This is a genomic window from Sulfurovum xiamenensis (genome assembly GCF_030347995.1).
Taxonomy (GTDB): Bacteria; Campylobacterota; Campylobacteria; order Campylobacterales; family Sulfurovaceae; genus Sulfurovum; species Sulfurovum xiamenensis.
In genome coordinates, this window is record NZ_JAQIBC010000001.1 from 204,283 (window position 1) to 228,710 (window position 24,428).

Annotated in this window: 21 protein-coding genes and 16 tRNA genes; 20 read left to right on the forward strand and 17 right to left on the reverse strand. The window is 41.5% G+C overall.

Annotation, left to right across the window (positions count from 1 at the left end):
- Nucleotides 1-48 precede the first annotated feature (48 nt).
- The 8 genes from PF327_RS01035 to ileS form a co-directional block, all read right to left on the reverse strand.
- Nucleotides 49-852 carry a carbon-nitrogen hydrolase family protein gene (locus tag PF327_RS01035; RefSeq protein ID WP_289400966.1) on the reverse strand — a complete coding sequence of 268 codons (804 nt, stop codon included), beginning with the start codon at nucleotides 850-852 and terminating at the stop codon, nucleotides 49-51.
- A complete protein-coding gene (xseB, locus tag PF327_RS01040) occupies nucleotides 852-1,061 on the reverse strand; it encodes an exodeoxyribonuclease VII small subunit (RefSeq protein ID WP_289400967.1) in 210 nt (69 codons plus the stop codon). Before xseB ends, PF327_RS01035 begins: the two co-directional genes overlap by 1 nt.
- The gene (metX, locus tag PF327_RS01045) at nucleotides 1,058-2,152 is read right to left on the reverse strand and encodes a homoserine O-acetyltransferase MetX (RefSeq protein ID WP_008243947.1); all 1,095 of its coding nucleotides are present in this window, start codon (nucleotides 2,150-2,152) and stop codon (nucleotides 1,058-1,060) included. Before metX ends, xseB begins: the two co-directional genes overlap by 4 nt.
- A 183-nt stretch (nucleotides 2,153-2,335) precedes the next feature.
- Nucleotides 2,336-3,598 carry an O-acetylhomoserine aminocarboxypropyltransferase/cysteine synthase family protein gene (locus PF327_RS01050; protein WP_008243949.1) on the reverse strand — a complete coding sequence of 421 codons (1,263 nt, stop codon included), beginning with the start codon at nucleotides 3,596-3,598 and terminating at the stop codon, nucleotides 2,336-2,338.
- A gap of 136 nt (nucleotides 3,599-3,734) precedes the next feature.
- Complete coding sequence (gene guaB / locus PF327_RS01055; protein WP_289400969.1) at nucleotides 3,735-5,180, reverse strand: IMP dehydrogenase; 1,446 nt, start codon at nucleotides 5,178-5,180, stop codon at nucleotides 3,735-3,737.
- 16 nt (nucleotides 5,181-5,196) lie between these two features.
- Nucleotides 5,197-6,540 carry an Asp-tRNA(Asn)/Glu-tRNA(Gln) amidotransferase subunit GatA gene (gene gatA / locus PF327_RS01060; RefSeq protein WP_289400970.1) on the reverse strand — a complete coding sequence of 448 codons (1,344 nt, stop codon included), beginning with the start codon at nucleotides 6,538-6,540 and terminating at the stop codon, nucleotides 5,197-5,199.
- Nucleotides 6,537-6,662 carry a hypothetical protein gene (locus PF327_RS01065; RefSeq protein WP_008243956.1) on the reverse strand — a complete coding sequence of 42 codons (126 nt, stop codon included), beginning with the start codon at nucleotides 6,660-6,662 and terminating at the stop codon, nucleotides 6,537-6,539. Before PF327_RS01065 ends, gatA begins: the two co-directional genes overlap by 4 nt.
- A complete protein-coding gene (ileS, locus tag PF327_RS01070; protein ID WP_289400971.1) occupies nucleotides 6,662-9,415 on the reverse strand; it encodes an isoleucine--tRNA ligase in 2,754 nt (917 codons plus the stop codon). The genes PF327_RS01065 and ileS overlap by 1 nt, the downstream gene beginning before the upstream one ends.
- An 81-nt stretch (nucleotides 9,416-9,496) precedes the next feature.
- Here ileS and PF327_RS01075 point away from each other — a divergent pair, with 81 nt between their 5' ends.
- The 17 genes from PF327_RS01075 (at nucleotide 9,497) to PF327_RS01155 (ending at nucleotide 11,962) form a co-directional block, all read left to right on the forward strand.
- Nucleotides 9,497-9,979: a CinA family protein gene (locus tag PF327_RS01075; RefSeq protein ID WP_289400972.1), complete on the forward strand. Its 483-nt coding sequence runs from the start codon at nucleotides 9,497-9,499 to the stop codon at nucleotides 9,977-9,979.
- Nucleotides 9,980-10,068: 89 nt separating this feature from the next.
- Nucleotides 10,069-10,144 (forward strand) — tRNA-Lys (locus PF327_RS01080).
- An 18-nt stretch (nucleotides 10,145-10,162) separates the two neighbouring features.
- Nucleotides 10,163-10,239, forward strand: a tRNA-Asp gene (locus tag PF327_RS01085).
- A gap of 11 nt (nucleotides 10,240-10,250) precedes the next feature.
- Nucleotides 10,251-10,323 (forward strand) — tRNA-Lys (locus PF327_RS01090).
- Nucleotides 10,324-10,432: 109 nt separating this feature from the next.
- Nucleotides 10,433-10,508 (forward strand) — tRNA-Lys (locus PF327_RS01095).
- A 106-nt stretch (nucleotides 10,509-10,614) separates the two neighbouring features.
- Nucleotides 10,615-10,693, forward strand: a tRNA-Lys gene (locus tag PF327_RS01100).
- Between the two features lie 103 nt (nucleotides 10,694-10,796).
- Nucleotides 10,797-10,872, forward strand: a tRNA-Lys gene (locus PF327_RS01105).
- 18 nt (nucleotides 10,873-10,890) lie between these two features.
- Nucleotides 10,891-10,967 (forward strand) — tRNA-Asp (locus PF327_RS01110).
- Nucleotides 10,968-10,978: 11 nt separating this feature from the next.
- Nucleotides 10,979-11,054 (forward strand) — tRNA-Lys (locus PF327_RS01115).
- A 15-nt stretch (nucleotides 11,055-11,069) separates the two neighbouring features.
- Nucleotides 11,070-11,145, forward strand: a tRNA-Val gene (locus PF327_RS01120).
- A 31-nt stretch (nucleotides 11,146-11,176) separates the two neighbouring features.
- Nucleotides 11,177-11,252, forward strand: a tRNA-Glu gene (locus PF327_RS01125).
- Nucleotides 11,253-11,279: 27 nt separating this feature from the next.
- Nucleotides 11,280-11,355 (forward strand) — tRNA-Val (locus PF327_RS01130).
- A gap of 31 nt (nucleotides 11,356-11,386) precedes the next feature.
- Nucleotides 11,387-11,462, forward strand: a tRNA-Glu gene (locus PF327_RS01135).
- Between the two features lie 27 nt (nucleotides 11,463-11,489).
- Nucleotides 11,490-11,565: transfer RNA gene (locus tag PF327_RS01140), tRNA-Val, on the forward strand.
- 61 nt (nucleotides 11,566-11,626) lie between these two features.
- Nucleotides 11,627-11,697, forward strand: a tRNA-Val gene (locus PF327_RS01145).
- 61 nt (nucleotides 11,698-11,758) lie between these two features.
- Nucleotides 11,759-11,829: transfer RNA gene (locus tag PF327_RS01150), tRNA-Val, on the forward strand.
- Nucleotides 11,830-11,885: 56 nt separating this feature from the next.
- A tRNA-Asp gene (locus PF327_RS01155) sits at nucleotides 11,886-11,962 on the forward strand.
- A 307-nt stretch (nucleotides 11,963-12,269) separates the two neighbouring features.
- Here PF327_RS01155 and hisD read toward each other — a convergent pair.
- From hisD to PF327_RS01185, 6 genes are all read right to left on the reverse strand, one after another.
- On the reverse strand, nucleotides 12,270-13,562 hold the full coding sequence (hisD, locus tag PF327_RS01160; protein WP_289400973.1) for a histidinol dehydrogenase: 1,293 nt from the start codon (nucleotides 13,560-13,562) through the stop codon (nucleotides 12,270-12,272).
- Nucleotides 13,559-14,443: a 1-aminocyclopropane-1-carboxylate deaminase/D-cysteine desulfhydrase gene (locus PF327_RS01165; protein WP_289400975.1), complete on the reverse strand. Its 885-nt coding sequence runs from the start codon at nucleotides 14,441-14,443 to the stop codon at nucleotides 13,559-13,561. Before PF327_RS01165 ends, hisD begins: the two co-directional genes overlap by 4 nt.
- Nucleotides 14,444-14,485: 42 nt before the next feature.
- Entirely contained in the window at nucleotides 14,486-15,559 is a 1,074-nt protein-coding gene (fbaA, locus tag PF327_RS01170; RefSeq protein ID WP_289400976.1) for a class II fructose-bisphosphate aldolase, read from the reverse strand.
- Between the two features lie 22 nt (nucleotides 15,560-15,581).
- The gene (locus PF327_RS01175; RefSeq protein ID WP_289400977.1) at nucleotides 15,582-16,067 is read right to left on the reverse strand and encodes a hypothetical protein; all 486 of its coding nucleotides are present in this window, start codon (nucleotides 16,065-16,067) and stop codon (nucleotides 15,582-15,584) included.
- 72 nt (nucleotides 16,068-16,139) lie between these two features.
- Nucleotides 16,140-16,745: a hypothetical protein gene (locus PF327_RS01180; RefSeq protein WP_008243967.1), complete on the reverse strand. Its 606-nt coding sequence runs from the start codon at nucleotides 16,743-16,745 to the stop codon at nucleotides 16,140-16,142.
- 28 nt (nucleotides 16,746-16,773) lie between these two features.
- Nucleotides 16,774-17,619 carry a peptidylprolyl isomerase gene (locus PF327_RS01185; RefSeq protein ID WP_289400978.1) on the reverse strand — a complete coding sequence of 282 codons (846 nt, stop codon included), beginning with the start codon at nucleotides 17,617-17,619 and terminating at the stop codon, nucleotides 16,774-16,776.
- Nucleotides 17,620-17,734: 115 nt separating this feature from the next.
- On the opposite strand from PF327_RS01185, the gene nth reads away from it, so the two are divergent.
- Nucleotides 17,735-18,385: an endonuclease III gene (gene nth, locus PF327_RS01190; protein WP_008243969.1), complete on the forward strand. Its 651-nt coding sequence runs from the start codon at nucleotides 17,735-17,737 to the stop codon at nucleotides 18,383-18,385.
- A 19-nt stretch (nucleotides 18,386-18,404) separates the two neighbouring features.
- On the opposite strand, the gene PF327_RS01195 is transcribed toward nth, so the two are convergent.
- Complete coding sequence (locus PF327_RS01195) at nucleotides 18,405-19,697, reverse strand: M20/M25/M40 family metallo-hydrolase (protein WP_289400979.1); 1,293 nt, start codon at nucleotides 19,695-19,697, stop codon at nucleotides 18,405-18,407.
- Nucleotides 19,698-19,752: 55 nt separating this feature from the next.
- Here PF327_RS01195 and PF327_RS01200 point away from each other — a divergent pair, with 55 nt between their 5' ends.
- The gene (locus tag PF327_RS01200; protein ID WP_008243971.1) at nucleotides 19,753-19,935 is read left to right on the forward strand and encodes a zinc ribbon domain-containing protein; all 183 of its coding nucleotides are present in this window, start codon (nucleotides 19,753-19,755) and stop codon (nucleotides 19,933-19,935) included.
- Here PF327_RS01200 and PF327_RS01205 read toward each other — a convergent pair.
- A complete protein-coding gene (locus PF327_RS01205) occupies nucleotides 19,932-20,150 on the reverse strand; it encodes a DUF1653 domain-containing protein (RefSeq protein ID WP_289400980.1) in 219 nt (72 codons plus the stop codon). The two genes, PF327_RS01200 and PF327_RS01205, sit on opposite strands and share 4 nt — an antisense overlap.
- 104 nt (nucleotides 20,151-20,254) lie before the next feature.
- Here PF327_RS01205 and PF327_RS01210 point away from each other — a divergent pair, with 104 nt between their 5' ends.
- Nucleotides 20,255-20,839, forward strand: coding sequence for a cytochrome b/b6 domain-containing protein (locus PF327_RS01210; protein ID WP_289400981.1), 585 nt, complete (start codon nucleotides 20,255-20,257; stop codon nucleotides 20,837-20,839).
- 81 nt (nucleotides 20,840-20,920) lie between these two features.
- Here PF327_RS01210 and metH read toward each other — a convergent pair whose 3' ends face one another.
- Nucleotides 20,921-24,427, reverse strand: a complete 3,507-nt coding sequence (metH, locus tag PF327_RS01215; protein ID WP_289400982.1) for a methionine synthase — start codon at nucleotides 24,425-24,427, stop codon at nucleotides 20,921-20,923.
- Between the last annotated feature and the right edge of the window lies 1 nt (nucleotide 24,428).

Genomic DNA, 24,428 nt, shown 5'->3' on the forward strand with positions numbered 1-24,428 from the left:
ATCCTTTTTATACATTTTTATCAAAGTCTTTCTCTTGGCAAGAAAGAACTAACCCATTCTTAACTGCAACTCTTTTTCAAACGCCCATGCTTTTCTGTGTTCCAGCACATCTGCTTTATCTATCACCTCAACCAACATGGATTCTTTATCTTCCAGCATCATTTCTACGTCACCCTCGGGAGAGACAAGCATCGTATCACCATAAAATTTCCATTTGACTTCATTGTCACTGTATTCACCCAAACGATTGGCTCTTAGTATATAGCATCCATGTAAAAAGGCTTTTGTTTTGATGATCTCTCTCCAACGGTTATGAGATCCAAAGGTTGAAGCAGTAGGAAGCAGTACAAGGTCGATCTTTTTTTCAGTTGCTCTTTGCCAAAAATGGTCAAAATGAAGTTCAAATCCAGCCATGACCATCACTCTGAAGCCTTTAATATTGAAAGTCATCGGATCTTTAAGTGATTGAATAGGGTTGGCAAAAAACTTTTTTTCATTCCAGTGCGTATAAGGAAGAAGAATTTGCTGTTCATAATATCTTGTCGTCTTAGGTGTGATCTTCACAATGGTTTTATGATATCCATCTTTTTTTGTGACAATGATAGGTGCAACAAAAACAATATCATATTTTGCTGCAAGATTTTTAAGAAGTTCTGTATGTTTACGTGTCTGTTCTTTCACCATATTGGGTGACATTGTGGCAAACTCTTTAAAAAAATGATTCAGAACATACTCACCAAGAAGCATCACCTCTGCATTTCTCTGCTTGGCTTGTTTCAGATAAAACTCAAGTCTTGTTGCATTCATACCCAATGTTGGTAATTGAAGTGCTGCTACAACAAGTTGCGCCATTACAGGGTATCTCCCGTATTTTGGTTGGCTTGTTCTATCACTGTAATTTTCGTTTTGGCTTCTTCTATCAGTGTTTGTGCCTCTTTTATATTTTTTAAACCCTCTTCATAGAGCTTGACAGACTCCTCAAGTGTGATCTCGGGGTTCATCAGTTTTTCAAGCAATTCTTTTGAATGTTCTAATTTCTCTTCAAATGTTTCATTTTTCATTGTAATACATCCTTGATATGGTCTTCAAATTTGTCTAACTCCACTAAAAAGGCATCATGTCCATAACTACTCTGAACTTCCAAATACGTATGCGACTGTCCATTACGTTCCATCATTTTGGCGATATGTTCCATCTCACAAGGGAAAAAGAGATAGTCAGATGAAAAACTGATCAAGTGTACATTAGCTTTAATACGTAGAACCGCATCATGCAACGAATCATATCCACGACTTAAATTAAATGTATTGATCGCTTTTACTATATATAGATAGGAAAGCGGATCAAATATACGTGAAAAGTTATTGGTATTGTACTCCATGTATCTCTCTACTTCATAACGTCCAAAGAGTTCAAAAAGTCCATCATTGTTCACATAGTTACGTCCAAACTTATTATCCATGGAGTCCGGTGCTAGGTAAGAGATGTGTCCAGCGATACGCCCTATAGCCAATCCATCCAATCCTTCCTCTTTGAATGCATCTTTCTCATAGTTACCATGATTAAAGCGAGGATCTCTTCTGATCGCTTCAACCGCCACTTTGTTAAATGCGATGGTCCATGGTCTTGTCGCATATGTTGCGGCAAGAGAGATGATCTCATCTGCAAAGTTAGGGTAGTCTACAGCAAACTGCAGTGCCTGCATACCCCCCATAGAACCACCTATGATCGCACGTACATGGTAAATACCCAACTGCGAAAGAAGATGCATCTGTGCACGTACCATATCTTTGATGGTCACTACAGGAAACCGCAATCTATAAGGGTCTTCACTGGGATAATTGTTACTCATTGGTCCTGTCGAGCCAAAACATGACCCTATCACATTAGTACAGATCACAAAATATTTGTTGGTATCGACCGCTTTACCATCACCGATCAATCCATCCCACCATCCGGCCTTTCGTTCACCTTCATAGGTTCCGGCTGCATGATGGGAACCACTTAGGGCATGACAGACTAAAATAACATTGGACTTCTCTTCGTTTAACGCTCCATATGTCTCATAGGCGATCTCATACGGTTCTAAGATACGCCCACTCTCGAGGTAGAGAGGAGAGCTAAATTGTGCTGTTTTAGTTGTGATTTCCATAGACTGCTTTTTTATTTATTGGACATTTTTGAGCTAAGCCAAAAATCCTATTGTCACTATGACATACAGAATGATATACTAGCGATAACTTCAACTCCTGGCTCATGCGACGGGGTCACATACAAGCATCAAGTCCATTAATTATATTATTTTGTCGTATTTTATCTAATTTGCGCTTTATAACTATCCAAGTGCTTTTGCCAAATCATCGATAAGATCTTGTGTATCTTCTATACCTACGCTCAGTCGTACTAAACCTCCAGGAACACCAGCCTCTTCAAGCTCCTTGGCTGAAAGTTGCTGGTGGGTTGTACTTGCAGGGTGAGTGATGATCGATTTACTGTCACCAATATTTACAACCACCGCAAAGATCTCTGTAGCATCAGCAATACTCTGTGCCAACTCTTTACTCTCGACTTCAAATGAAAGAAGACCACTTGCCATCCCCTCTTTAAAGTACTTTTGAACTAATGGATTTTGATCACTTGACTTTAACCCTGGATAATTCACTTTTTTCACCTTTGGATGTGCCTCTAAAAACTCTGCTATAGCAAGTGCAGAACTGGAATGCTGTTTCATTCGTAGTGGCAGAGTCTCAAGACCTTGAATATGCAACCATGAGTTAAATGGACTTGGTGCACCACCAAGATCACGTAGAAGTGCCAAACGTACTCTCAGTGTAAAAATAGGAAGAGGTACATCAGAGTACACAAGTCCATGATAACTCGCATCTGGAGTGTTAAAGTGATCATAACGTGCATTACCCTTGATCTTCTCTACCAGATTCTCGCGCTCAACGATAATACCACCGAGTGCTAACCCTTGTCCTGTCGTATATTTACTTGTACTATGTACGCTCAGATCCACACCATGTTCTATGGGTTTACATAACACTGGTGTTGCAACAGTATTATCCACACAAGTCAAGATACCGTGTTTTTCTGCGATAGCCACGATAGCATCAAAATCAGCCACATCTATACTCGGATTTGTAATACTCTCAAAAAGTATGATCTTTGTTCTCTCATCAACCAAAGCTTCTATCTCTGAGGGATTTCTCACATCAAAGTAACGTGTCTCGATACCAAAACGTTTGATCGTATGTCCGGTAAGTGTCGTTGTTCCACCATACACTTGTTTTGCGACGATGATATTATCACCCGCTTCAGCCACGTTTGCGATAGCGTAAAAAATAGCCGACATTCCAGATGCAGTCCCGATCGCAGCCACTCCACCTTCCAATGCCGCAAAACGTTTTTCAAACACATCCGTAGTAGGGTTCATAAGACGTGTATAAATATTTCCAAGCTCTTTCAGTGCGAAGAGATTCGCTGCATGTTCCGTATCTCTAAACTCATACGCTGTACTTTGGTAGATAGGTACTGCCATAGTCCCTTGTGCATCTTTCTCATATCCTGCATGGACGGCCAGTGTTTGTTCGTGCATTACAATTCCTTATTTCATAATATAGGTAAATTATAGCTTGTGCTTGCTTGAAGAGAGGATTAATTGGAAGAAAAGATATCGTATTTATAGACGAAAGGAATCCCCGTATCACATACGGGGATTATGATGAGAATCTTTAAGAAGAATAGTTTGGAGATTCTTTGGTGATCGTCACATCATGCACATGACTCTCTCTAAGTCCGGCAGAAGTGATTTCAACGAATTCCGCTTTTTCCCAGAATACTTTGATCGACTCCGAACCGCAGTACCCCATAGATGAACGAAGTCCACCTACCATTTGATGCACAACATCCGCAATGCGCCCTCTGTAAGGGACACGTCCTTCAATTCCTTCCGGAACAAGTTTATCTGCTGCAGTACCTTCCTGGAAGTAACGATCTGTACTTCCTTTGGTCATCGCACCGATACTTCCCATACCTCTATACTCTTTGAACTGTCTACCGTTAAAGAGGATCATATCACCCGGTGCTTCATAGGTTCCTGCAAGAGCAGAACCCAACATCACTGAGCTGGCACCTACAGCTAAGGCTTTTGCTACATCACCTGAGTATCTGATACCACCATCAGCGACCACAGGTACACCTGCTTTATTTGCTACTTGTGCCACTTCATCAATTGCTGATATTTGAGGTACACCCACACCTGCAACGACACGAGTCGTACAGATCGATCCAGGTCCGATACCCACTTTAACTGCATCAGCACCTGCATCAATAAGATCCTGTGCAGCTGCCCCAGTTGCAATATTTCCTGCGATCACATCGACATCAAGTGTTTTTTTAATGAGTTTCAATGTATCGATGATACCTTGTGAGTGCCCATGTGCAGAATCAAGTACGATCACATCTACCCCTGCTTCTACCAGTGCAGTCGCACGATCAATCTGACCTACACCGATCGCTGCACCTACCCTTAAACGTCCATGCTGATCTTTATTTGCATTAGGGAATCTCTCTTTTTTCTCGATATCTTTAATGGTCACAAGCCCCTGAAGTACGCCATTGTCATCGATGATAGGCAGTTTTTCTATCTTATGCTCTTGCAATACCTTTGCTGCTTCCTCCAGAGTGATACCTACTTTTGCCGTTACCAAAGGAGCTTTTGTCATCACATCAGCAATTTTCAAACTCATATCAGTGATAAAACGCATATCACGGTTTGTGATGATCCCTATAAGTTTCAACTCATCATCCACTACAGGTACACCAGAGATCTTATATTCACCCATCAAAGCATCCGCATCTGCCACAGTTTTATCTGGACCTATGAATATTGGGTCGATGATAATACCGCTCTCAGACTTCTTTACTTTCATAATTTGCTTAGCCTGTGTTGCTATATCCATATTTTTATGAATGATTCCGATACCACCCAGGTGTGCCATAGCGATCGCTGCTTTGTACTCAGTGACGGTATCCATCGCTGCTGAAACAATAGGTGTGTTCAATGTTACACGCTTGGTCAAATTACTTTTTAAACAAACTTCTTTAGGAAGTACAACTGAATGTTGTGGTACTAGTAATACATCTTCAAATGTTAATGCTCTTTTTTTAATTCTCATTTTTTATTTCCTTCGTTTATTTAATATAGTTTACAGCTTTTTCCATGCTTGCGGCACCGTCAAAAAGTGTTTTTTCGTTAAATGCTTTGGCAATGAGTTGTAACCCTATAGGCATTCCCTCATCATTTTTAGCAACTGGCAGTGAAATGGCAGGCAGTCCTGCAAGATTGATAGCGATGGTATACATATCACTTTTATACATTTCAAGCGGGTCTTCAGACGATCCTATCTTCGGTGCAACCGATGGGGCAACCGGTGAAAGTATCAGATCAGCCTCTTCAAAAATAGCGTTGAACTCATCTCTGATAAGGTGTCTTACCTTTTGTGCTTTGACATAATAAGCATCATAATATCCTGATGAAAGGACAAAGTTACCAAGCAGGATACGTCTTTTCACCTCTTCTCCAAAGCCTTCGGATCGTGTATGATAGAAAAGTTCTTCGGTGGTGTTTGATTCAGCCCTAGTTCCATAACGTACCCCGTCAAAACGTGCAAGGTTGGTTGCCGCTTCTGCCGTAGCCAGAATATAATAGGTCGCGATGTCATACTTGGTGTTTTGCATATTTTTATGTACGATCGTATGACCTGCTTCTTCAAGTGCCTTGACTGTCTGAGCATAGGCTTTTTGTGTATCAGTATCTGCTTCAGAGATATAGTTATCGATCACTGCAATCGTGAGTTTAACATCAGGGTCTATGTTATTGGCGATATCTTCTATCTCAAAATCTGCTGAAGTCGAATCTTTTTCATCATGCCCTTTGATCGCATCATACAATATTGCTGCATCTTCAACATTCTGCGTGATAGGGCCTATCTGATCAAGAGAAGAAGCATAGGCTGCAAGACCAAAACGGCTGACTCTTCCATAAGTAGGCTTCATCCCTACTACTCCACAGTAGGCTGCAGGTTGTCTGATAGATCCACCAGTATCTGATCCAAGTGCAGCAATAGCAATGCCTCCGGCAACAGCTGCAGCCGATCCGCCTGAAGATCCTCCAGGTACACGGTCTGTGCCATGCGGGTTCTTCGTAGGGCCATAAAAAGAGCTCTCTGTGGTTGAACCCATGGCGAACTCATCCATATTGGCTCTACCAAATGCCATCATCCCTTTTGATTTCAGGTTAGTGATAGCTGTCGCTTCATAAGGAGCGATATATCCTTGAAGAATTTTAGAACCAGAAGTCACACTCCACCCTTTGACTTGAATGTTATCTTTGATAAGGATCGGTACCCCCTCACCTGAACTTTCAAATCCTACATAAGCATTGAGTCCACTCTCTTTGGCTTTAACTTCAAGTTGTGCTCTTATCTCTTCTAATTCTTCATTAGATTTTGTTAGCGCTTCTTTAAGTGTTATCACGAATTGCTTCCTTTTCTCTTATAATATTCTACTACTGCCAAACCTATCCCCACCAATCCAAAGATAAAAACGATCGAACCAACGATCACTTCCATTTGTATCGGTTGAGTCATATCGAACATCAGGCAACAACCTTGGTACATCTCTCACAGGCACACTCATCGCTGCTGCTTGTAAATCTCCAACATCTCGGACATTTTGAAGCAGTTGCCTTATGTACTGTGAACGTTTTGCCCTCAACTTCAAACGAAGCGACCTCTTCACCCTCACTACTTGATTTCATCGCCGACACAACAAACCAGTCTTCAAGGTCTTTACTGTCCTTAATGTCAAATGCACTTATATCTCCTGCGATCTCCACTTCAAGCGTAGATTTCATCAATTTCTCTTTTTTGAGTTTGTCTACCGCTTCAGAGAATTTTTCACGTGCCGTGATAAGTATGGTATCATCAAAACTTGCCTCAACTGTTGGCACTGCAACATAGACTAGATCAAATACATTCTCCATCCCATCTTTGAAAAGTGCCGGTGCATACTCCAGGATCTCATCTGCTGTATAGGTCAATACCGGAGCCACGAGTCCCAACATCGCTTTTGCAATGTGTGCCATAGCAGACTGTGTAGCTCTTCTAACAGGATCATTTTTATCTTCACAATAGAGTCTGTCTTTTGTGACATCCATATAGATACCTGAAAGTTCATTGGTAATGAAGTGGTTCAATGTTGCAAATCCTCTAAGAAAATCATAGGCATCAAATGAACTTTTGACCGATGCAAATACCTCTGCTGCCTTAGTGAGTATCCATCTGTCCAATTCACCATAGTCATCAGTACTCACATAGGTTTCAAGATCATCCACATTTGCAAGTAGAAACCTGAACGTATTTCTTATCTTTCTATACTGTTCAGCTGTCTGTTTCAAAATATTGTCAGAGATCTTCAAGTCTGACTGATAATCAGAAAGTGCTACCCAGAGTCTGAGAATTTCTGAACCATACTCTTTAACGACTTTGTCCGGAGCAACGACGTTACCTTTGGACTTACTCATCTTTTCACCCTTCTCATCCACAGTAAAGCCATGAGTGATGAGTGTTTTATATGGGGATTTACCTTCGATCGCAGCACTTAGAAGCAGTGAACTTTGGAACCAACCTCTATGCTGGTCACTTCCTTCGATATAAAGTGATGTTGGATACTCTCCTGCATCATAGTTACCGCTCTTGATCACTGAGTTCCATGTTGAACCGCTATCAAACCAAACATCAAGGATATCATTGATCTTCTCTAGGTCATCAGGGTTATATTTACTTCCTTCAGGCAATAGCTCAGCAATACTCATCTCATACCATGCATCTGCACCTTTTTCATCAAAGAATGATGCAATATGTTCAAGTACATCTTCATCCAAGATCACCTCTTTAGTACTTTTACTTCTAAAGAATGCGATCGGTACACCCCAGCTTCTTTGACGGGAGATACACCAGTCAGGACGTCCTTCGATCATCGGCTTGAGTCTGTTCTTAGCTGAAGCAGGGAAGAAAGCTACATCTTCAATCGCATCAAGTGCTGTTTGACGAAGAGATGTATCTTCACCTTTTGCCGTATCGTCTACAGAGATAAACCATTGGTTCGTTGCTCTATAGATCAAAGGTTTTTTCGTTCTCCAACAGTGTGGATAAGAGTGAACAAACTTACTTTGTTTTAGTAGGTTCTCACCAAGCAGTTCCAAGATCGGCTCATTCGCTTTAAAGATATGCATTCCCACAAACTCTTGAGGGTTTGGAAGAAGATGAAGACCTACCACAGATTCATCATAACACCCTCTTTCATCTACAGGCATCACAACATCAAGGCCATACTTAAGTCCTACTCTATAGTCATCTTCACCATGTCCCGGAGCCGTATGGACACACCCTGTACCACCATCCATTGTTACATGATCACCCAATACGACTTTTGAACTACGTCCATTGAGTGGATTGATCGCTAAGACTCCTTCCATCTCTTTAGCCGTTAGCTTTCTACTTGCATGTCCGCTTACCACGCCCTCTTCGATCATAGTATCATATCTAGCTTCTGCCACGATGTGCCCATCATCAGTCAATACATACATCTCTTCAGGATTGATCGCGATACCTGTATTTGAAGGAAGCGTCCAAGGGGTTGTTGTCCAGATCACAAGACCTGCTTTACCCTCAATTCCCATCTTCTCTTTAGCAGCATCACTAAGTTCAAAGTGTACGTAGATAGAGTAGTCTTCTTTATTTTCATATTCTACCTCTGCATCTGCCAAAGCTGTTTGAGCTGCCCATGACCAGAAGATAGGTTTGTGGCGTTCAACCAACAACCCTCTCTTGGCTACTTCACAAAGTGTTCTATAGATATTTGCTTCGAACTTAAAGTCCATCGTTACATAAGGGTGATCCCAGTCTGCTATAACACCCAGAGCTTTAAACCCGTCTCTTTGTATATCTACAAACTTCGCTGCATGCGCACGGCAAAGCTCTCTGAATTTTTCTGTAGGCATCGCTTCTTTCTTGCTCTTACCCAGTTTCTCTTCAACTTTCTGCTCGATAGGCAGACCGTGACAATCCCAGCCCGGAGTCATACGTACCGCTTTACCCTGGAAATAGTTATATTTTAAAATGATGTCTTTAAGTATTTTGTTCAGTGCATGTCCAATGTGAATGTCACCGTTGGCATAGGGAGGTCCATCATGAAGTGTAAACATTTCAGCGCCCGCGCGTTTTGTTTTCATCTGTTCATAAATATCGGCATCAAACCATGCATTGTACTTTTTAGGTTCATTGTTTGGAAGATTCCCACGCATTGGAAAATCGGTTTTTGGGAGGAGGAGTGTGTCTTTAAAATCCATGTTTGATAATACCTTAGTCTTATATTATCCCGTGATTGTACCTAAAAGAGCATTAGAAGCTACTTTTGATACAATTATCTTATGAAAAATATAAAAGAACTTACAGAAAAAATTATTCAAAAATTGACCAAAGAGGGACAAACCATCTCTTTTGCTGAGAGTTGTACTGGTGGTCGGATCGCTGCAGCATTCACTGCAATCTCGGGAGCTTCAGAGGTTCTCCATGGCTCATGTGTCACCTACTCGAACGATATCAAGCATCAATGGCTCGGTGTCACTCAAGAAGTACTCGAAAACCATGGTGCCGTAAGTGAACCTTGTGTCTCACAAATGCTAGATGGTATACAAAAAATGGCAGATTCTGACTATGCTATAGCTGTTTCCGGTATAGCAGGCCCTACAGGCGGTACAGAGTTCAAACCTGTAGGAACCGTATATATCGGGGTACAAACACCTTTTTCCAAAGAGGTGTTTCATTGTAACTTTGATGGCACAAGAGAAGAAGTTCAAGAACAATCTACCCTGTTTGCTATCGAGAAATTGGCTGAAGTATTGGAAATTTAAAAACATTTCCCATAATTCCCTTGACAATCAAAGGTTTCTGAGCTATAATTCCGTCCACTTATTCAAAAAATGAGTGCAAAAAAACGTGTGACCTTTTAGCTCAGTTGGTAGAGCAACTCCCTTTTAAGGAGTGGGCCCATGGTTCGAATCCATGAAGGGTCACCACCATTATTTTTTATAGGTGCGGCGGTAGTTCAGTTGGTTAGAATACCTGCCTGTCACGCAGGGGGTCGCGAGTTCGAGTCTCGTCCGCCGCGCCATAATATCTTATGACCTTTTAGCTCAGTTGGTAGAGCACCTCCCTTTTAAGGAGTGGGCCCATGGGTCGAATCCATGAAGGGTCACCGCCATTATTTTTTATAGGTGCGGCGGAAGATAAGTTGGTTAGAATACCTGCCTGTCACGCTGGGGGTCGCGAGTTCGAGTCACCTCCGCCGCGCCATAATATCTCATGACCTTTTAGCTCAGTTGGTAGAGCACCTCCCTTTTAAGGAGTGGGCCCATGGGTCGAATCCATGAAGGGTCACCACTCTATACGATGTTTGGTCGCTTAGCTCAGTTGGTAGAGCAACTCCCTTTTAAGGAGTGGGCCCATGGTTCGAATCCATGAAGGGTCACCACTATATACGAGGTTTGGTCGCTTAGCTCAGTTGGTAGAGCCACTCCCTTTTAAGGAGTGGGCCCATGGCTCGAATCCATGAAGGGTCACCGCCATTATTTTTTATAGGTGCGGCGGTAGTACAGTTGGTTAGAATACCTGCCTGTCACGCTGGGGGTCGCGAGTTCGAGTCACCTCCGCCGCGCCATAATATCTCATGACCTTTTAGCTCAGTTGGGAGAGCAACTCCCTTTTAAGGAGTGGGCCCATGGTTCGAATCCATGAAGGGTCACCACCATTATTTTTTATAGGTGCGGCGGTAGTTCAGTTGGTTAGAATACCTGCCTGTCACGCAGGGGGTCGCGAGTTCGAGTCTCGTCCGCCGCGCCATAATATCTTATGACCTTTTAGCTCAGTTGGTAGAGCAACTCCCTTTTAAGGAGTGGGCCCATGGTTCGAATCCATGAAGGGTCACCACTATATACGATGTTTGGTCGCTTAGCTCAGTTGGTAGAGCGCTACCCTTACAAGGTAGATGTCACAAGTTCGAGTCTTGTAGCGACCACCATTTTTGACAATTTATGTTTATGGTTCTTGATGACCCTTTCATCTAGTGGCCAAGGATATTACGTTTTCAACGTAAAAACAGAGGTTCAAATCCTTTAGGGGTCGCCAATCTGTCCCAAATAAACATTAAATAGTGGTCGCTTAGCTCAGTTGGTAGAGCGCTACCCTTACAAGGTAGATGTCACAAGTTCGAGTCTTGTAGCGACCACCATTTTTGACAATTTATGTTTATGGTTCTTGATGACCCTTTCATCTAGTGGCCAAGGATATTACGTTTTCAACGTAAAAACAGAGGTTCAAATCCTTTAGGGGTCGCCAATCTGTCCCAAATAAACATTAAATAGTGGTCGCTTAGCTCAGTTGGTAGAGCGCTACCCTTACATGGTAGATGTCACAAGTACCAGTCTTGTAGCGACCACCATGTACATTTAAGTAAGGGTATGTACAAATCATTTCAAACATCTATTTGGTTTAGGTGCGGCGGTAGTTCAGTTGGTAGAGCGCTACCCTTACATGGTAGATGTCACAAGTTCGAGTCTTGTAGCGACCACCATGTACATTTAAGTAAGTTTATGTACAATTCTTTTCAACCATCTATTTGGTTTAGGTGCGGCGGTAGTTCAGTTGGTAGAGCGCTACCCTTACATGGTAGATGTCACAAGTTCGAGTCTTGGAGCGACCACCATGTACATTTAAGTAAGGGTATGTACAAATCATTTCAAACATCTATTTGGTTTAGGTGCGGCGGTAGTTCAGGTGGTTAGAATACCTGCCTGTCACGCAGGGGGTCGCGAGTTCGAGTCTCGTCCGCCGCGCCATTTTCTTCAAATATTCATTTTTAATCTCATAAATTTAAAAAATAATAGCATACACTTTACAATATATTAAGTAATCAAAAATTTAAACAACAAATGGGAATTATTGATTGACGACAGTTCTTTGCATTTTTTTCTTTTCTGAAGAAGTCTTTCCGACGTAAACCGCATCTGCTGACTTTGGGTTCGTTTTCTTGTTTGTTGCATCGACAAAGAAGAAAAGGAATGAAGAGAAACTTACATAATAAAGTATGATTTTATAATTGAAGTATTCGTTGCTACTGAAATCATAGCAACGAAAAAAAGAAGATTAATCCCTAAGTCTGATACGCACAGACTCTTCATGCGCCGTTAACCCTTCTGTATTTGCGATCATGGCACACGCACCACCGATCTCCTGTATCCCTTCTTTACTCATGGAGATAATAGAAGATTTCTTCAAGAAGTGCTCTACACTTAAAGGTGAATAGAATTTCGCCGTTCCACCTGTAGGTAGTGTGTGGTTTGGTCCTGCCACATAGTCACCTATAGGTTCTGGTGTATTTTCACCCAGGAAGATAGCACCTGCATGTTTAATCTTATCCAGTAAACTCATTGGATCATTCGTGATCACTTCCAAGTGCTCAGGTGCGATCTCATTCATCAGTTCGATCGCTTCATCCATATCTTGGGTCACAATGATTGCACCTCTCTCCTCGATGGACTTTCTGGCTATCTCTTCACGTGAAAGGGTCTCAAGGAACTCTTCTACTTTATCACTGACCCTATTCGCAAGTTCTCCATCAGTAGTAATGAGGATAGAACTTGCCATTTCATCATGTTCTGCCTGTGAAAGAAGATCAATAGCAATATAGTCTTCTCTTGCACTCTCATCTGCAAGTATCCCTATCTCAGATGGTCCTGCAATCATATCTATGTTCACTTCACCGTAAACCAGTTTTTTTGCTGTAGCCACGAAAATATTTCCAGGACCGGTAATGACATCCACTTTGGGAATGGTCTCAGTTCCATACGCCATTGCACCGATCGCAGAAGCACCACCTACTTTAAAGACTTTAGTCACTTTACAAAGGTGACAAGCTGCCAGTAACAGTTCATTGATCTCATCATCCGGTGTAGGCGTACATACCACTATCTCATTCACACCTGCAACTTGTGCGGGGATCACATTCATCAATAGTGAACTTGGATAAGCTGCTTTTCCACCAGGGATGTAAAGTCCTGCTCTATCTACAGCAGTGACCTTTTGTCCCAAAATCGTTCCATTGGCCTCTTTGTCCATCCATGTTTTTGGCATCAGTTTCTGGTGATAGCTTTCTATACGGTCATACGCAAGGTGCAGTGCATCACGAAGGTCAGGATCAATCGCATCATAGGCTTTTGCCATCTCTTCTGTAGAAACCAAAAGTGCCTCATCATTTGCCGGTTCCCATCTGTCAAACTTCGCTATCTGACTTTTAACGGCACTATTTCCTTGGGTCTGTATCTCTTTCAGTAACCCGGCTACGATGCTTGTCACACCCTCAATGTCCATTTTACCACGCTGAAGTAATTCATCAAAATTTGCATCAAATGTATCGTCACTACTGTAAAATATTTTCACAATATATCCTTATCTATATCTTTATATTTTCGTTCATATCTCGGGAGCATACTCTCATTGCCTAACACACCACCTTGATGGATGTAGAGTGTAGGGAGAGAAAAGACCTCAGGATATGCAAGTAAAACTCTCCATCCCAAGGGGTCATAAAGGAGGTCGAACTCCACTCCCGTTTGTTGCTGTAATTTTAGCCAAATTTTATAGTTTTCTTTATAAAGTTTAGCAAAATGGTGCTTTTTCTCCAAACTCAATATCACAGGATGAAGATTTTCATCCTTTTCCAACGCTAAAAACTGTTCTTTGAGATAATGCTCATCTCCAACACATGCGGTTGTATATACTTTGTGTGAAGGAAGATATTTTTGTAAAAAAAGTGCTGTTGTACCGGTACCGGAAGGCAAAAATATATTTAATGGTGTCACATCATTATCTTCTTGCCATGATATGATCTCTTCAGCCAATGCCTGTAGTCCAAATTCTGCCTCTTTTTGCCGTCCACCTTCTTCTATAAAAAGAACACTCTCAGGATAGTTGGAAGAAATATTCTCTTTTCTGATGATACTCATGCCATTCTCCAGTGCAGCCTTGTAATTCCCATGAGGGTGCTCTTTCAAATAGTCAGCAATATGGTCTACTGCATACTCAAACTCCCATCCTTTCATCTTTGCCAATACAGAGAGTGAATACATGGCATTGGACTGTGCAGAGCCATAAGAGACAAGTTTAGTTACATTAGGAAAATCATTTTGAAGAAAATAGTAAAATTTTCGTGCTTTATTGCCGGAAAAATCAGCGTCTATCAGATCATCCCGTTTCAGATAAAAATGATGATTATCAAAAGTGATTGATTGGATCGGAGAGGGAAAATGTAAGGTTTTCATTTCTAAATTCCCGGGTAGATCCCCGGGATAATGAACATTATGTTAGTTTCTATTTAAACAGTTAAGGTCATCAAATGCTCTCTCAAGTCTTACAACTGTTGACTCTTCAGCAGCACGTAACCATTTTCTTGGATCATAATACTTTTTGTTTGGCTTATCTTCACCTTCCGGGTTACCGATCTGTCCTTGCAAGTAATCATGATATTTAGCAACATAATTACGTACACCATCCCAGAATGACCACTGAGTATCTGTATCGATGTTCATTTTAACCACACCATAACCTATCGCTTCTCTGATGTCCGAGAGTTCAGAACCTGAACCACCATGGAAGACAAAATTGACAGGTTTTTTAGCGGTATTGTACTTCTCTTCGATATACGTTTGAGAATTATCAAGGATCTTTGGTGTAAGTGAAACATTCCCCGGTTTATACACCCCGTGCACATTTCCAAATGAAGCAGCGATCGTGAACTTGTCAGAGATCTTTGAGAGCTCTTCATACGCATACGCTACCTCTTCAGGCTGTGTATAGAGCAATGCATTATCGATATGGGTATTATCAACCCCATCTTCTTCTCCACCTGTGACACCAAGCTCTATCTCAAGTGTCATACCTATCTTTGACATACGCTCCAAATAGGCTTTACATGTAGCGATATTCTCTTCTATAGGCTCTTCTGAAAGATCTAACATATGAGAAGAAAAAAGAGGGACACCATGTACTTTGTAATGTGCTTCACTTGCATCCAACAATGCATCTATCCAAGGCAGAAATGATCTTGCTGCATGGTCCGTGTGAAGCACAACAGGTATACCATAGGCTTTGGCTACTGTATGTACATGCTGCGCACCTGAGATACACCCTAATATCGCTGCCTCTTCTGAAGGCAATCCTTTACCTGCATAGTATGCACCACCGCCATTTGAAAACTGGATGATCACAGGAGAATTAACTTTTTTAGCAGCTTCGAGTACAGCATTCACTGAAGGGGTACTCACCACATTCACCGCAGGTAAGGCAAACCCGTTCTCTTTTGCAATTTTAAATAATGTTTGGAGATCATTCCCTGTCACTACACCCGCTGGCACTACATCTAGAACTTTTGTAGACATTTACAATTTCCTTTTTATGCAATTATTTTATTTTAATGTTTGCATTTTTCATGAGTTGAGTCACAACTTTTTCTTGTGCAAGTTGCATCTTGATGTTATTTTTCACTGCATCAAATGGTGGTATTGTTTGGGTACTTTTTGCATCTTCGGCTGCTTTTTTCATCTTATTATATGCATCTTCTGCTTCTTTGTCAGTCACTTCGGTTGTTGCCATTTTTTTCTGCATCCAGAAACCTGCAAGTGCCGCTTCTTTTTCTTTATCGCTTAAAGATTTTTTTGATTCTGCCGCTACCAGTTTAGCCGGTGCCATCATTTCAATCAGTTGTTTTTTCTCAGCCGCTGTAAGTTTTTCCCAAGTCTTCTGACCTTTGGTAAGTGTATTAAGTGCACTGTTTGCTTCTTCAACAGTAATGGTTATACCATTCACTGTACCCGCAGCGGTTGCAGCTACTGCATGATGTGTTGTGAATGCCAGCGTAAGACCTAATAGTATAAGAGTTTTTTTCATTCTCTATTTCCTTTTGTATAATGTTGTGTGTATTCTACCTAATATTTACCAATTACTCATTAATAAACGTTCTTACAATACTTCTATCTTTGCATCTTTGATAAGTTTATCGACCAAGGTCTTCTCAATAATTTGGATTTTAAGTTTATCCTTAATGCTTTCAAATGGTGGGATATTTTGGGTAGTATTATTCTCTTCGGCTTGTTGTTTTAACTGATTATACACTGTCAAAGCCTGTTCATCCGTGACATTGATCTTACGTGCTTCTTTTTGCATCCATGCACGTGTATAGACTGCCTGTTTCTCTTCTTCAGACAGCTCTTTTTGTGCAGCATCCAGTACCATCATAGGAAGCGCCAGTTCCTGAATGAGTCTTGAACGTTGTTCCGGTGGCAAATGGTCAAAGTTGGTTACCTTACCCTGTGTACGCTGATCAAGATAACTGTCTGCTTCTTTTTTTATGATCTTATGCCCATTGACCGTAGCGATCACTGCTTTAGAAGATCGTGTTTTTGGCTGTTTTGGCTTTGCATCCAGGTTTATATTACCCAGATCCACCATACCTGATGTCTCTTTCGTCTTTAACATATCTGTTAAACTGTTTTTTAAATCATCTGCAGAGACTGAAGTCATCATTAAACTAAACGATACTCCTACCCCCATAAAAATTTTTGTCATACTCTTTTCCCTATTTTAATGGCTAAAATTACTTAGTTGCATTTACCTCTTCTGTCATATCAACAATTTTGGCTTTACTTTTAAGTTCTTTTGCAACTTCTTTAATTTTAACAGTAAACTGCTGTTGCTTTAGTAAAGTAATGATATTATTTTTAACTTTCTCATAAGAGGCGGGTTTTGCTTCCGTTTTTGTTTCAAGGTAGATCACGTGATAACCAAACTGTGTTTTAACAGGTTTTGTCGTTATTTGACCTTTATCAAGTGCCCACACTGCTTTTGAAAACTCTGGAACCATCTGACCTTGGGTAAATGTACCAAGATCTCCACCATTAGGTGCAGAAGGTCCTGTAGATTTCGCTTTAGCCAACTCGATAAACTTGGCTTTGAGTGCTTCACCTTTCAGTGACTTTAATGTATCAATAATATCTTGTGCATCTTTTTCATTTTCAAGTAAGATATGTCTTGCATGCATCGAAGCTTTTTCCATAAATTTGTCGGTATTTTTATCATAAAATGCTTTTGCTTCACTCTCACTTACGATGGCATTATCCAACTGTTCTTTCATCCACATGTTTACCATAAGTTCATCTCTTATCTTTTCCATGTTTCTTTTAAATTCAGGTTTTTTATCTATACCCTCTTGTGCTGCAAGTTCTGTAAAAAGGACCTTTTCTACTAGTCTCTCTGTAACCATTTTTTTCTCAGCTGGTGGAAGTTCCATGAAATTTGCCTGAGGTGCAGAGGCAGCTACAAATGCTTGTGCATCCTGCTTAGTGATATTTTTACCATTGACTGTTACAAGTATATCTGACGCCACTACTGATGTTGCCATGACAGCGACAGCAAGAAGTGAAGTTTTTGCTAGTTTTAACATATTGAATTATCCTTAATGACTTAAATTTACCCAAGAAGTATAACCCTCTTGGGTAAATCATTTATTAATGTGTTACTATTCTAATTACTATTTTATTAGAAGAAGGCAAATCAGTATGGCAAAAGTCAAAAAAGCAACCAAAAAAGAGATAGAAGAGATAAAAAGTATCTTTCTTGAACACTATCCTGATTCTGTCACTGAATTAGAGTATCGTAATCTTTATGAACTGCTCATTGCAGTCATGCTCTCTGCGCAGTGTACAGATAAACGTGTCAATATCATCACCCCTGCTCTTTTTGAAGCCTATCCTGACCCAGTCTCTCTTGCCAATGCTGATCTGGATGAAGTCAAATCATACATCAATACCTGTTCATTTTTCAACAACAAAGCCAAAAACCTTATCAAAATGGCACAGAGCGTCGTCGAAAACTATGGGAATGAAGTACCACTCGAACGTGATGAACTGGTCAAACTTGCAGGTGTAGGTCAAAAAACAGCCAATGTCGTCATGATAGAGTACACAGGAGCCAATCTCATGGCTGTAGATACCCATGTGTTCAGGGTTGCACACCGTTTAGGACTCTCTGATGCCAAAACCGCTGTAAAGTGTGAAGAAGAGTTAAGTAAGAAGTTTAAAACTGACCTACACCTGCTCCATCAGGCCATGGTACTCTTTGGACGTTACAGATGTAAAGCGGTCAAACCTGAGTGTGAAGGATGCTTTATGGAGGCCCATTGCAAAACGAAACAAACCTTTAAAGTGTAAGAATTCTCTTAGTCATTATTCAATCCCTTTTCTGTTCTTCACTCACTGATCTTATGATCTGTTTCACTACCTTAAACGTACGCTCTACAGATTCTAGATTCACCATCTCTCTGGTAGAATGAGGGTAACGGATCGTTGGCCCGATGGAGGCAAACTTCATGTCAGGGTATTTCTCTGCGATAACGCCGCATTCAAGTCCTGCATGTATCGCCATCATCTTTGTTTTACCGAACACGGATTGCACTTCTTGGCTTACAAGATTGGTAAAATCACTGATATCCGGTTTCCACGCAGGGTATTTATCTTCAAGTTTTACGTGGAAACCGTAAGTGTTAAAGAACGCCAATGTTTCTTGTGAAATATCTTCCAGCTTCACCGCATCCATGGCACGTGCACTGGTTTCCACAAGAAGTCCCCCTTTCTCATCAGCAGTGATAATCGCCAGGTTGATACTGACGTCAGGAATGCCCAGCTCCTCATTCTGTGCATGTACGCCGTGCTTGAATCGATGTATCATCTCTATAGTTTTTTCACCCTCACTCAACACTTTCGGTCTCTCAGTCAGTTCACGTACCTTGACCAACGCTATGTTCTCCAACTTCGATGCACTACGTACAATGGCCACTGCATTGGCTGGAATAGAATTTCGGCGTTCCCCAGCATAGATACTTGCCAACTGTGTGACCTGATGCTCATGTAAATACTCACCCAACACTTTGATTGCCGAAGGGATCCCTTTATCGATATCTACACCTGAGTGTCCACCGACCAGTCCTTTGACCGCCACTTCATAACAGTACCCGCTTCCATCCACATAGTTGTCTTGTTTTGAGGCTGTAATATCCACACCGCCTGCACACCCTATATACACTTCTGCTTCATCTTCACTGTCCAGATTTAGCATGTATGGGCTCTTCAGATCAAAGGCAACTTCATTTGCTCCTATGAGCCCCACCTCTTCATCTGCAGTCAACAGAAACTCCAACTCTTGGCCTTCATCCATAAGCTGCATCATCATCGCTATGGCCATACCATTATCTGCACCTAGTGAAGCCCCTTTGGCTTTCATCCAGCCATCCTCTATATAGGTTTCTAGAACAGGAGCCTTACCCATACAGACCATGTCATAATGTGCCTGAAGACAGAGTGTCGGTCTGCCTTTTGAGAGGTAAATGTTTTTAACATCATCAACTTCAACTTCATATCCTCTTTCTTCAGCAAACGCAACTAAAAATTCCAATAACCTATCTGCTATTTTACTGCAGTGCGGGATCTGTGTGAGGGTTTGAAAGTGCTCGATAATGGATGACATATAGACTCTTTTTTCCAAATTATAGTAAAATCATATAAAAAAACAGGGAGTCTGCATGGAACATTTTTTTACCTGTCCCTATTGCTGGGAACGCATCTCCATGATACTGGACAGTTCGGAGGAAGAGAGTGAGTATATTGAAGACTGTGAAGTCTGCTGTCGTCCTATAGAACTTCATTTTAGGTTTTTGGGGGAAGTGTTAGTGAGCTTTGAGGCCAGAAGAATGGAAGGGATCTAACCTTCACCCTCCAGCTTTTCAAAGCGGGAGATGAAGAGACCATTTACCTCAACTTTTTCCACAAACATTTCATACGGACGCACCCACATTCCTTGATCCCCATATAAAGCCTTATAGACCACCATCCACTCTTCAGTCTCTGAGTGTTGTGCTGTCATAAACACCTCATAAAGGTTTCCTTTATAGTGTCTATACATTCCCTTTTCCAATTTCATTCTAAACATCCTTCTCTTCAACTATTTACTTTAGTCTATACCATTTTCCATTAAAGATACTATAATATACTAATCATTATAGATTTTATGTAAAAGGATAGAAAATGAAACAGTGGCGTTTAGATTTTAGAGTGTGGCACTGGGTACATGCAACGGTTATTTTAGGCCTGCTTGGAACAGTATTTTTACGTAAAACCTTTTTAAGTTGGAGATCGAACTCTGAGCTGCTTACTCAAAAACTTTCAGAGATCAATATTGAAGTCACAGCTGATCAAGCTAAAACACTTGCCACAGCTATCCGTGCACCTATGTGGGAGTGGCACATCCTCTTAGGGTATGCATTTGCAGTTTTACTCCTGTGGAGACTCTTGCTCTTTTTTACCCAAAGTGGCAAAAGCAACTATCAAAACTTCAAAGAAAAGACCTTCCATAAAAAAATGGTCACTATGAGTTATATCGTTTTCTATGCTGTCTTGATTTTTATGGCCATTACAGGATTGACCATTCACTTTTATGAAGCACTTTCTCTTACAAAAGATACAGCCCATGATATCAAAGAGATACATGAACTTGTTTACAATGCCGTATTGATCTTTGTTCCATTACATATCATCGGGGTTATTGTTGCTGAAAACAGAGATGAAAAAGGGGTCATTTCAGATATGATCCATGGAGGAAGTAAAGCTTGATATGTAAAAACATCTGAGTCATATGAACATATGAACCTGATTCCCATATAGATTATGGGAACAAGTTAAAGTCCTCAAAACTTATAAGGAATAATAGGTCGCACTTTTATGGTGTACCACCAGTGCCGTAGTACTCTGTTCCGGTACTATCTGGAATGTCTCAGAGAGTTCGATACCAAACTCTTCAGGTTTTAACATATCAAACAACTCTCTACTCTGTTCAAGGTCTGGACATGCCGGGTACCCGAATGAATATCTAGCCCCCTGATAACGGTTCATACGCACATCACGCAACGTATTGCCTTCATCTTCCGCAGTGATATTCAGATCCAAACGTATCTGTTTATGTACGACTTCAGCCAATGCCTCAGCCAGTTCAACGGAGAGCCCATGTACCATATTGTACTCCAGGTATTTACCTGCATCGTAAAGCTCTTTTTCATAGGCAGAGAATTTAGCACCTGCGCTGACACAGGTAAGCGCGATCACATCGTGCCTGTCATGTCTGAAGAAGTCAGAAAGTGCCCGGTGAGGTTTTCTGCCTTGTCTAGGAAAGGAGAATTTTGTCACTGCCCTGCCGATAACTTTATTTAAAGGTTCACGGTTGGCATTGGCATCGACATTCCACCCTTCACTCTCATCGAACAGGTATAATTCCTGGTCATCACTTCTACATGGATAATACCCATAGATGATCGTCGGTTCAAATAGCTCTTTTTCGATAAACTCTTTTTTCAAACGTTCAAAAGCAGGATAGACCGTCTCATCCATGAGCTTTTGATACGCCTCTTTATCCATACCTTTACTCTTATAGCCCCAGTGCATCTTGAAGACAGAACGTGTATTGATCCACTCGTAGATCATAGAGAGATCCAAGTCTTCTTTTTGTAGTACTCTTCTTCCCCAGAATGGCGGTGTTGGTATTGCCACTTTCTCAGGCATCTCTATCTCTTCAAATGGTGGTATCACCACCTCTTTTACCTCTTTCTCTACACGTTCTACCATATCTCCAGCCAGACGTGTATCCAGTCCTACACTTGGGTCTTCATTGAACTTCTCTATACGGCTCATAGCGATAACGCCGTCAAATGCATCACGACAGTAGAATATAGGGCCTTTATAGATAGGTCTACAGAAATCATCCACAAAAGAACGTGTCAGTGCTGCGCCTCCCAAGAGTACAGGTATCTCCATACCCATCTCGGCCATCGTTTCAAGATTCTCTTTCATCACCGCTGTGGATTTCACCAGAAGACCGCTCATCCCTATAGCCTGTATGGATTGTTTTTCTATCACATCAAGGTACTCTTGAAGTTCAGTTTTGATCCCTACATTGACCACTTTAAAACCATTATTCGAAAGGATAATGTCTACAAGGTTTTTACCCACATCATGGACATCACCTTTGACTGTACCGATCACCAGTGTGGTATCCGTCTCTTTTTCCTGTTTGGTAAGATAAGGGTTGAGGTAGTCTACTGTAGCTTTCATCGTTTCAGCCGACTGAAGTACAAAAGGAAGCTGCATCTGCCCTGAACCAAAGAGTTCACCCACCACTTTCATCGCGTCAATAAGAATTTCGTTCACTATCACATCCGGGTGTATCTCATGACGTGCCTCTTCCACAAGTGGCAGCATCCTTTCTTTGTCACCATCCATCAGAAGTTTTTTGATCTTCTCTTCATGACTCATCGCCTCATAGGCTTCATCTGCACCCTCATCTTCCACCACCGCATCTGCAAAATGGTCGATGAATTTAAACAATGATTTATCATCTGGTGTAAAAAGCAGCTCTTCACAAATCGCAATATCTTCCGGTGTCATTTTAGCGAGTGGAATAATATGCTTCACATTGATGATCACGGATGTCATACCTGCTTGTACACAGTGATGTAAGAAGACCGAGTTCAGGTAGAATCTCGCATGTTTTTCCAGCCCGAATGAGATATTTGAGAGTCCAAGAGTAGAACCTACCTCAGGATAGATCTCATGTATCTCTTTGATGGCTTCATAGGCATTTTTCCCGGCAAACCTGTCTTCTTCTTCACCCGTACCCACAGTAAAGGCCAGCATATCGAACATGATATTCTGCGGTTCCAGCCCATGTGTGTTCACGGCAAGATCATACATACGTTTAGCCACGGCTACTTTCTTCTCTTTGGTTCTTGCCATTCCCTCTTCGTCGATCACAAGACAGACAAGTACAGCCCCATACTTTTTGGCCAACTTACAGTAGGTTGCAAAATTCTCTTCCCCATCTTCCAGGTTCGTTGAATTGATGATAGGCTTTCCACCGATACACTTAAGCCCCTCTTCTATCGTATTGGGTCGTGTTGCATCCGGCATAAGAGGAAGCGGAATCTTCTGATTATAGAGCTCCATAACCGCTCTCATATCCTTGGCACCATCACGTCCTGCAAACTCCACGTTGACATCAAGCATATGTGCTCCATCACGTACCTGTGCCTGACCTACGGTCAGTGTACCTTCATAATCACTGGCCAAGATCAGCTCTCTAAATGCCTTTGAACCTGTCGCATTGGAACGCTCCCCTATGAGCAGTGGTGCCGGTTCCTGAAAAAGTTCAACAGTGTTAAATAGAGATGCCACACTTGGTTTGATACTTCCTGTTGGGACTTTGGGTGTCACCACCTCTACAGCCTTTTTGAGTGCCTGGATATGCTGAGGCGTAGTACCGCAACATCCACCTAAAAAGCTTACGCCATCATATCCTGTAAACTCCAACTGCTTTTCTGTAAATTCATCCGGCCCCATAGGATAATAGGTATACCCTCCACGGTTTTGAGGCAGTCCAGCATTGGCATGGATAGAGATAGGTCTATGCCAGAGTTCAGAGAGTGTTTTGAGATGTTTTTTTACCTGATCCGGTCCAGTACCACAGTTAAATCCAAGCGATAATATATCAAACGGTTCAAGTATGGTAACTATCGTCTCAGCATTGGTACCTATAAGCATCGTACCACTGAGTTCAATGGTCACAGAAATCATGATAGGAAGCTGAACTTCTCTCTCTTCATTTGCATCCTGACAGGCATGAAGTGCTGCTTTGATCTGTAGAGGATCCTGACAGGTTTCCAAAAGAAAAACATCACATCCACCATCGATAAGTCCAAGCGCAACAAGTTTATACCCCTCATACATCTCGTCATAATGAATATGCCCTAGAGAAGGAAGCTTTGTTCCAGGTCCTATAGAACCTAAAACAAACTTCGGTGATTCTTGTGTACCGTATTCATTACATACCTCTTTGACGAGCTGCGCACCTTTTTTAGAAAGTTCATAGGCCCGTTCACCCATATCATATTCATCAAGTACCCATGGCATAGTACCAAATGTATTTGTCTTTAATAGATCGGCACCCGCCATAGCATAACGCTTATGTATACGTCCTATAAGTTCCGGTGCTGTATCATTCAATAACTCATTACACCCCTCTTGAGATATACCTTTGTCATCCAACCATGCTTCAGCTGGAACTTTAAGGTCTTGTATCTGTGTACCCATTGCACCATCGATGACGAGTATACGATCTTGTAAAAGTGATTTGATTGTTTCTGTAATAGACAAA

Excerpts from the sequence above, each read along its gene's own strand:
- PF327_RS01075 (WP_289400972.1), top strand. The coding sequence starts at position 9,497 with ATGAAAAATATAAAAGAACTTACAGAAAAAATTATTCAAAAATTGACC.
- PF327_RS01175 (WP_289400977.1), bottom strand. The coding sequence starts at position 16,067 with ATGAAAAAAACTCTTATACTATTAGGTCTTACGCTGGCATTCACAACA.
- PF327_RS01210 (WP_289400981.1), top strand. The coding sequence starts at position 20,255 with ATGAAACAGTGGCGTTTAGATTTTAGAGTGTGGCACTGGGTACATGCA.
- guaB (WP_289400969.1), bottom strand. The coding sequence starts at position 5,180 with ATGAGAATTAAAAAAAGAGCATTAACATTTGAAGATGTATTACTAGTA.
- PF327_RS01180 (WP_008243967.1), bottom strand. The coding sequence starts at position 16,745 with ATGACAAAAATTTTTATGGGGGTAGGAGTATCGTTTAGTTTAATGATG.
- PF327_RS01065 (WP_008243956.1), bottom strand. The coding sequence starts at position 6,662 with ATGTTCGATATGACTCAACCGATACAAATGGAAGTGATCGTTGGTTCG.
- PF327_RS01185 (WP_289400978.1), bottom strand. The coding sequence starts at position 17,619 with ATGTTAAAACTAGCAAAAACTTCACTTCTTGCTGTCGCTGTCATGGCA.
- xseB (WP_289400967.1), bottom strand. The coding sequence starts at position 1,061 with ATGAAAAATGAAACATTTGAAGAGAAATTAGAACATTCAAAAGAATTG.
- fbaA (WP_289400976.1), bottom strand. The coding sequence starts at position 15,559 with ATGTCTACAAAAGTTCTAGATGTAGTGCCAGCGGGTGTAGTGACAGGG.
- metX (WP_008243947.1), bottom strand. The coding sequence starts at position 2,152 with ATGGAAATCACAACTAAAACAGCACAATTTAGCTCTCCTCTCTACCTC.
- PF327_RS01050 (WP_008243949.1), bottom strand. The coding sequence starts at position 3,598 with ATGCACGAACAAACACTGGCCGTCCATGCAGGATATGAGAAAGATGCA.
- PF327_RS01205 (WP_289400980.1), bottom strand. The coding sequence starts at position 20,150 with ATGAAATTGGAAAAGGGAATGTATAGACACTATAAAGGAAACCTTTAT.
- ileS (WP_289400971.1), bottom strand. The coding sequence starts at position 9,415 with ATGGATTTTAAAGACACACTCCTCCTCCCAAAAACCGATTTTCCAATG.
- PF327_RS01200 (WP_008243971.1), top strand. The coding sequence starts at position 19,753 with ATGGAACATTTTTTTACCTGTCCCTATTGCTGGGAACGCATCTCCATG.
- PF327_RS01035 (WP_289400966.1), bottom strand. The coding sequence starts at position 852 with ATGGCGCAACTTGTTGTAGCAGCACTTCAATTACCAACATTGGGTATG.
- nth (WP_008243969.1), top strand. The coding sequence starts at position 17,735 with ATGGCAAAAGTCAAAAAAGCAACCAAAAAAGAGATAGAAGAGATAAAA.
- PF327_RS01165 (WP_289400975.1), bottom strand. The coding sequence starts at position 14,443 with ATGAAAACCTTACATTTTCCCTCTCCGATCCAATCAATCACTTTTGAT.
- PF327_RS01195 (WP_289400979.1), bottom strand. The coding sequence starts at position 19,697 with ATGTCATCCATTATCGAGCACTTTCAAACCCTCACACAGATCCCGCAC.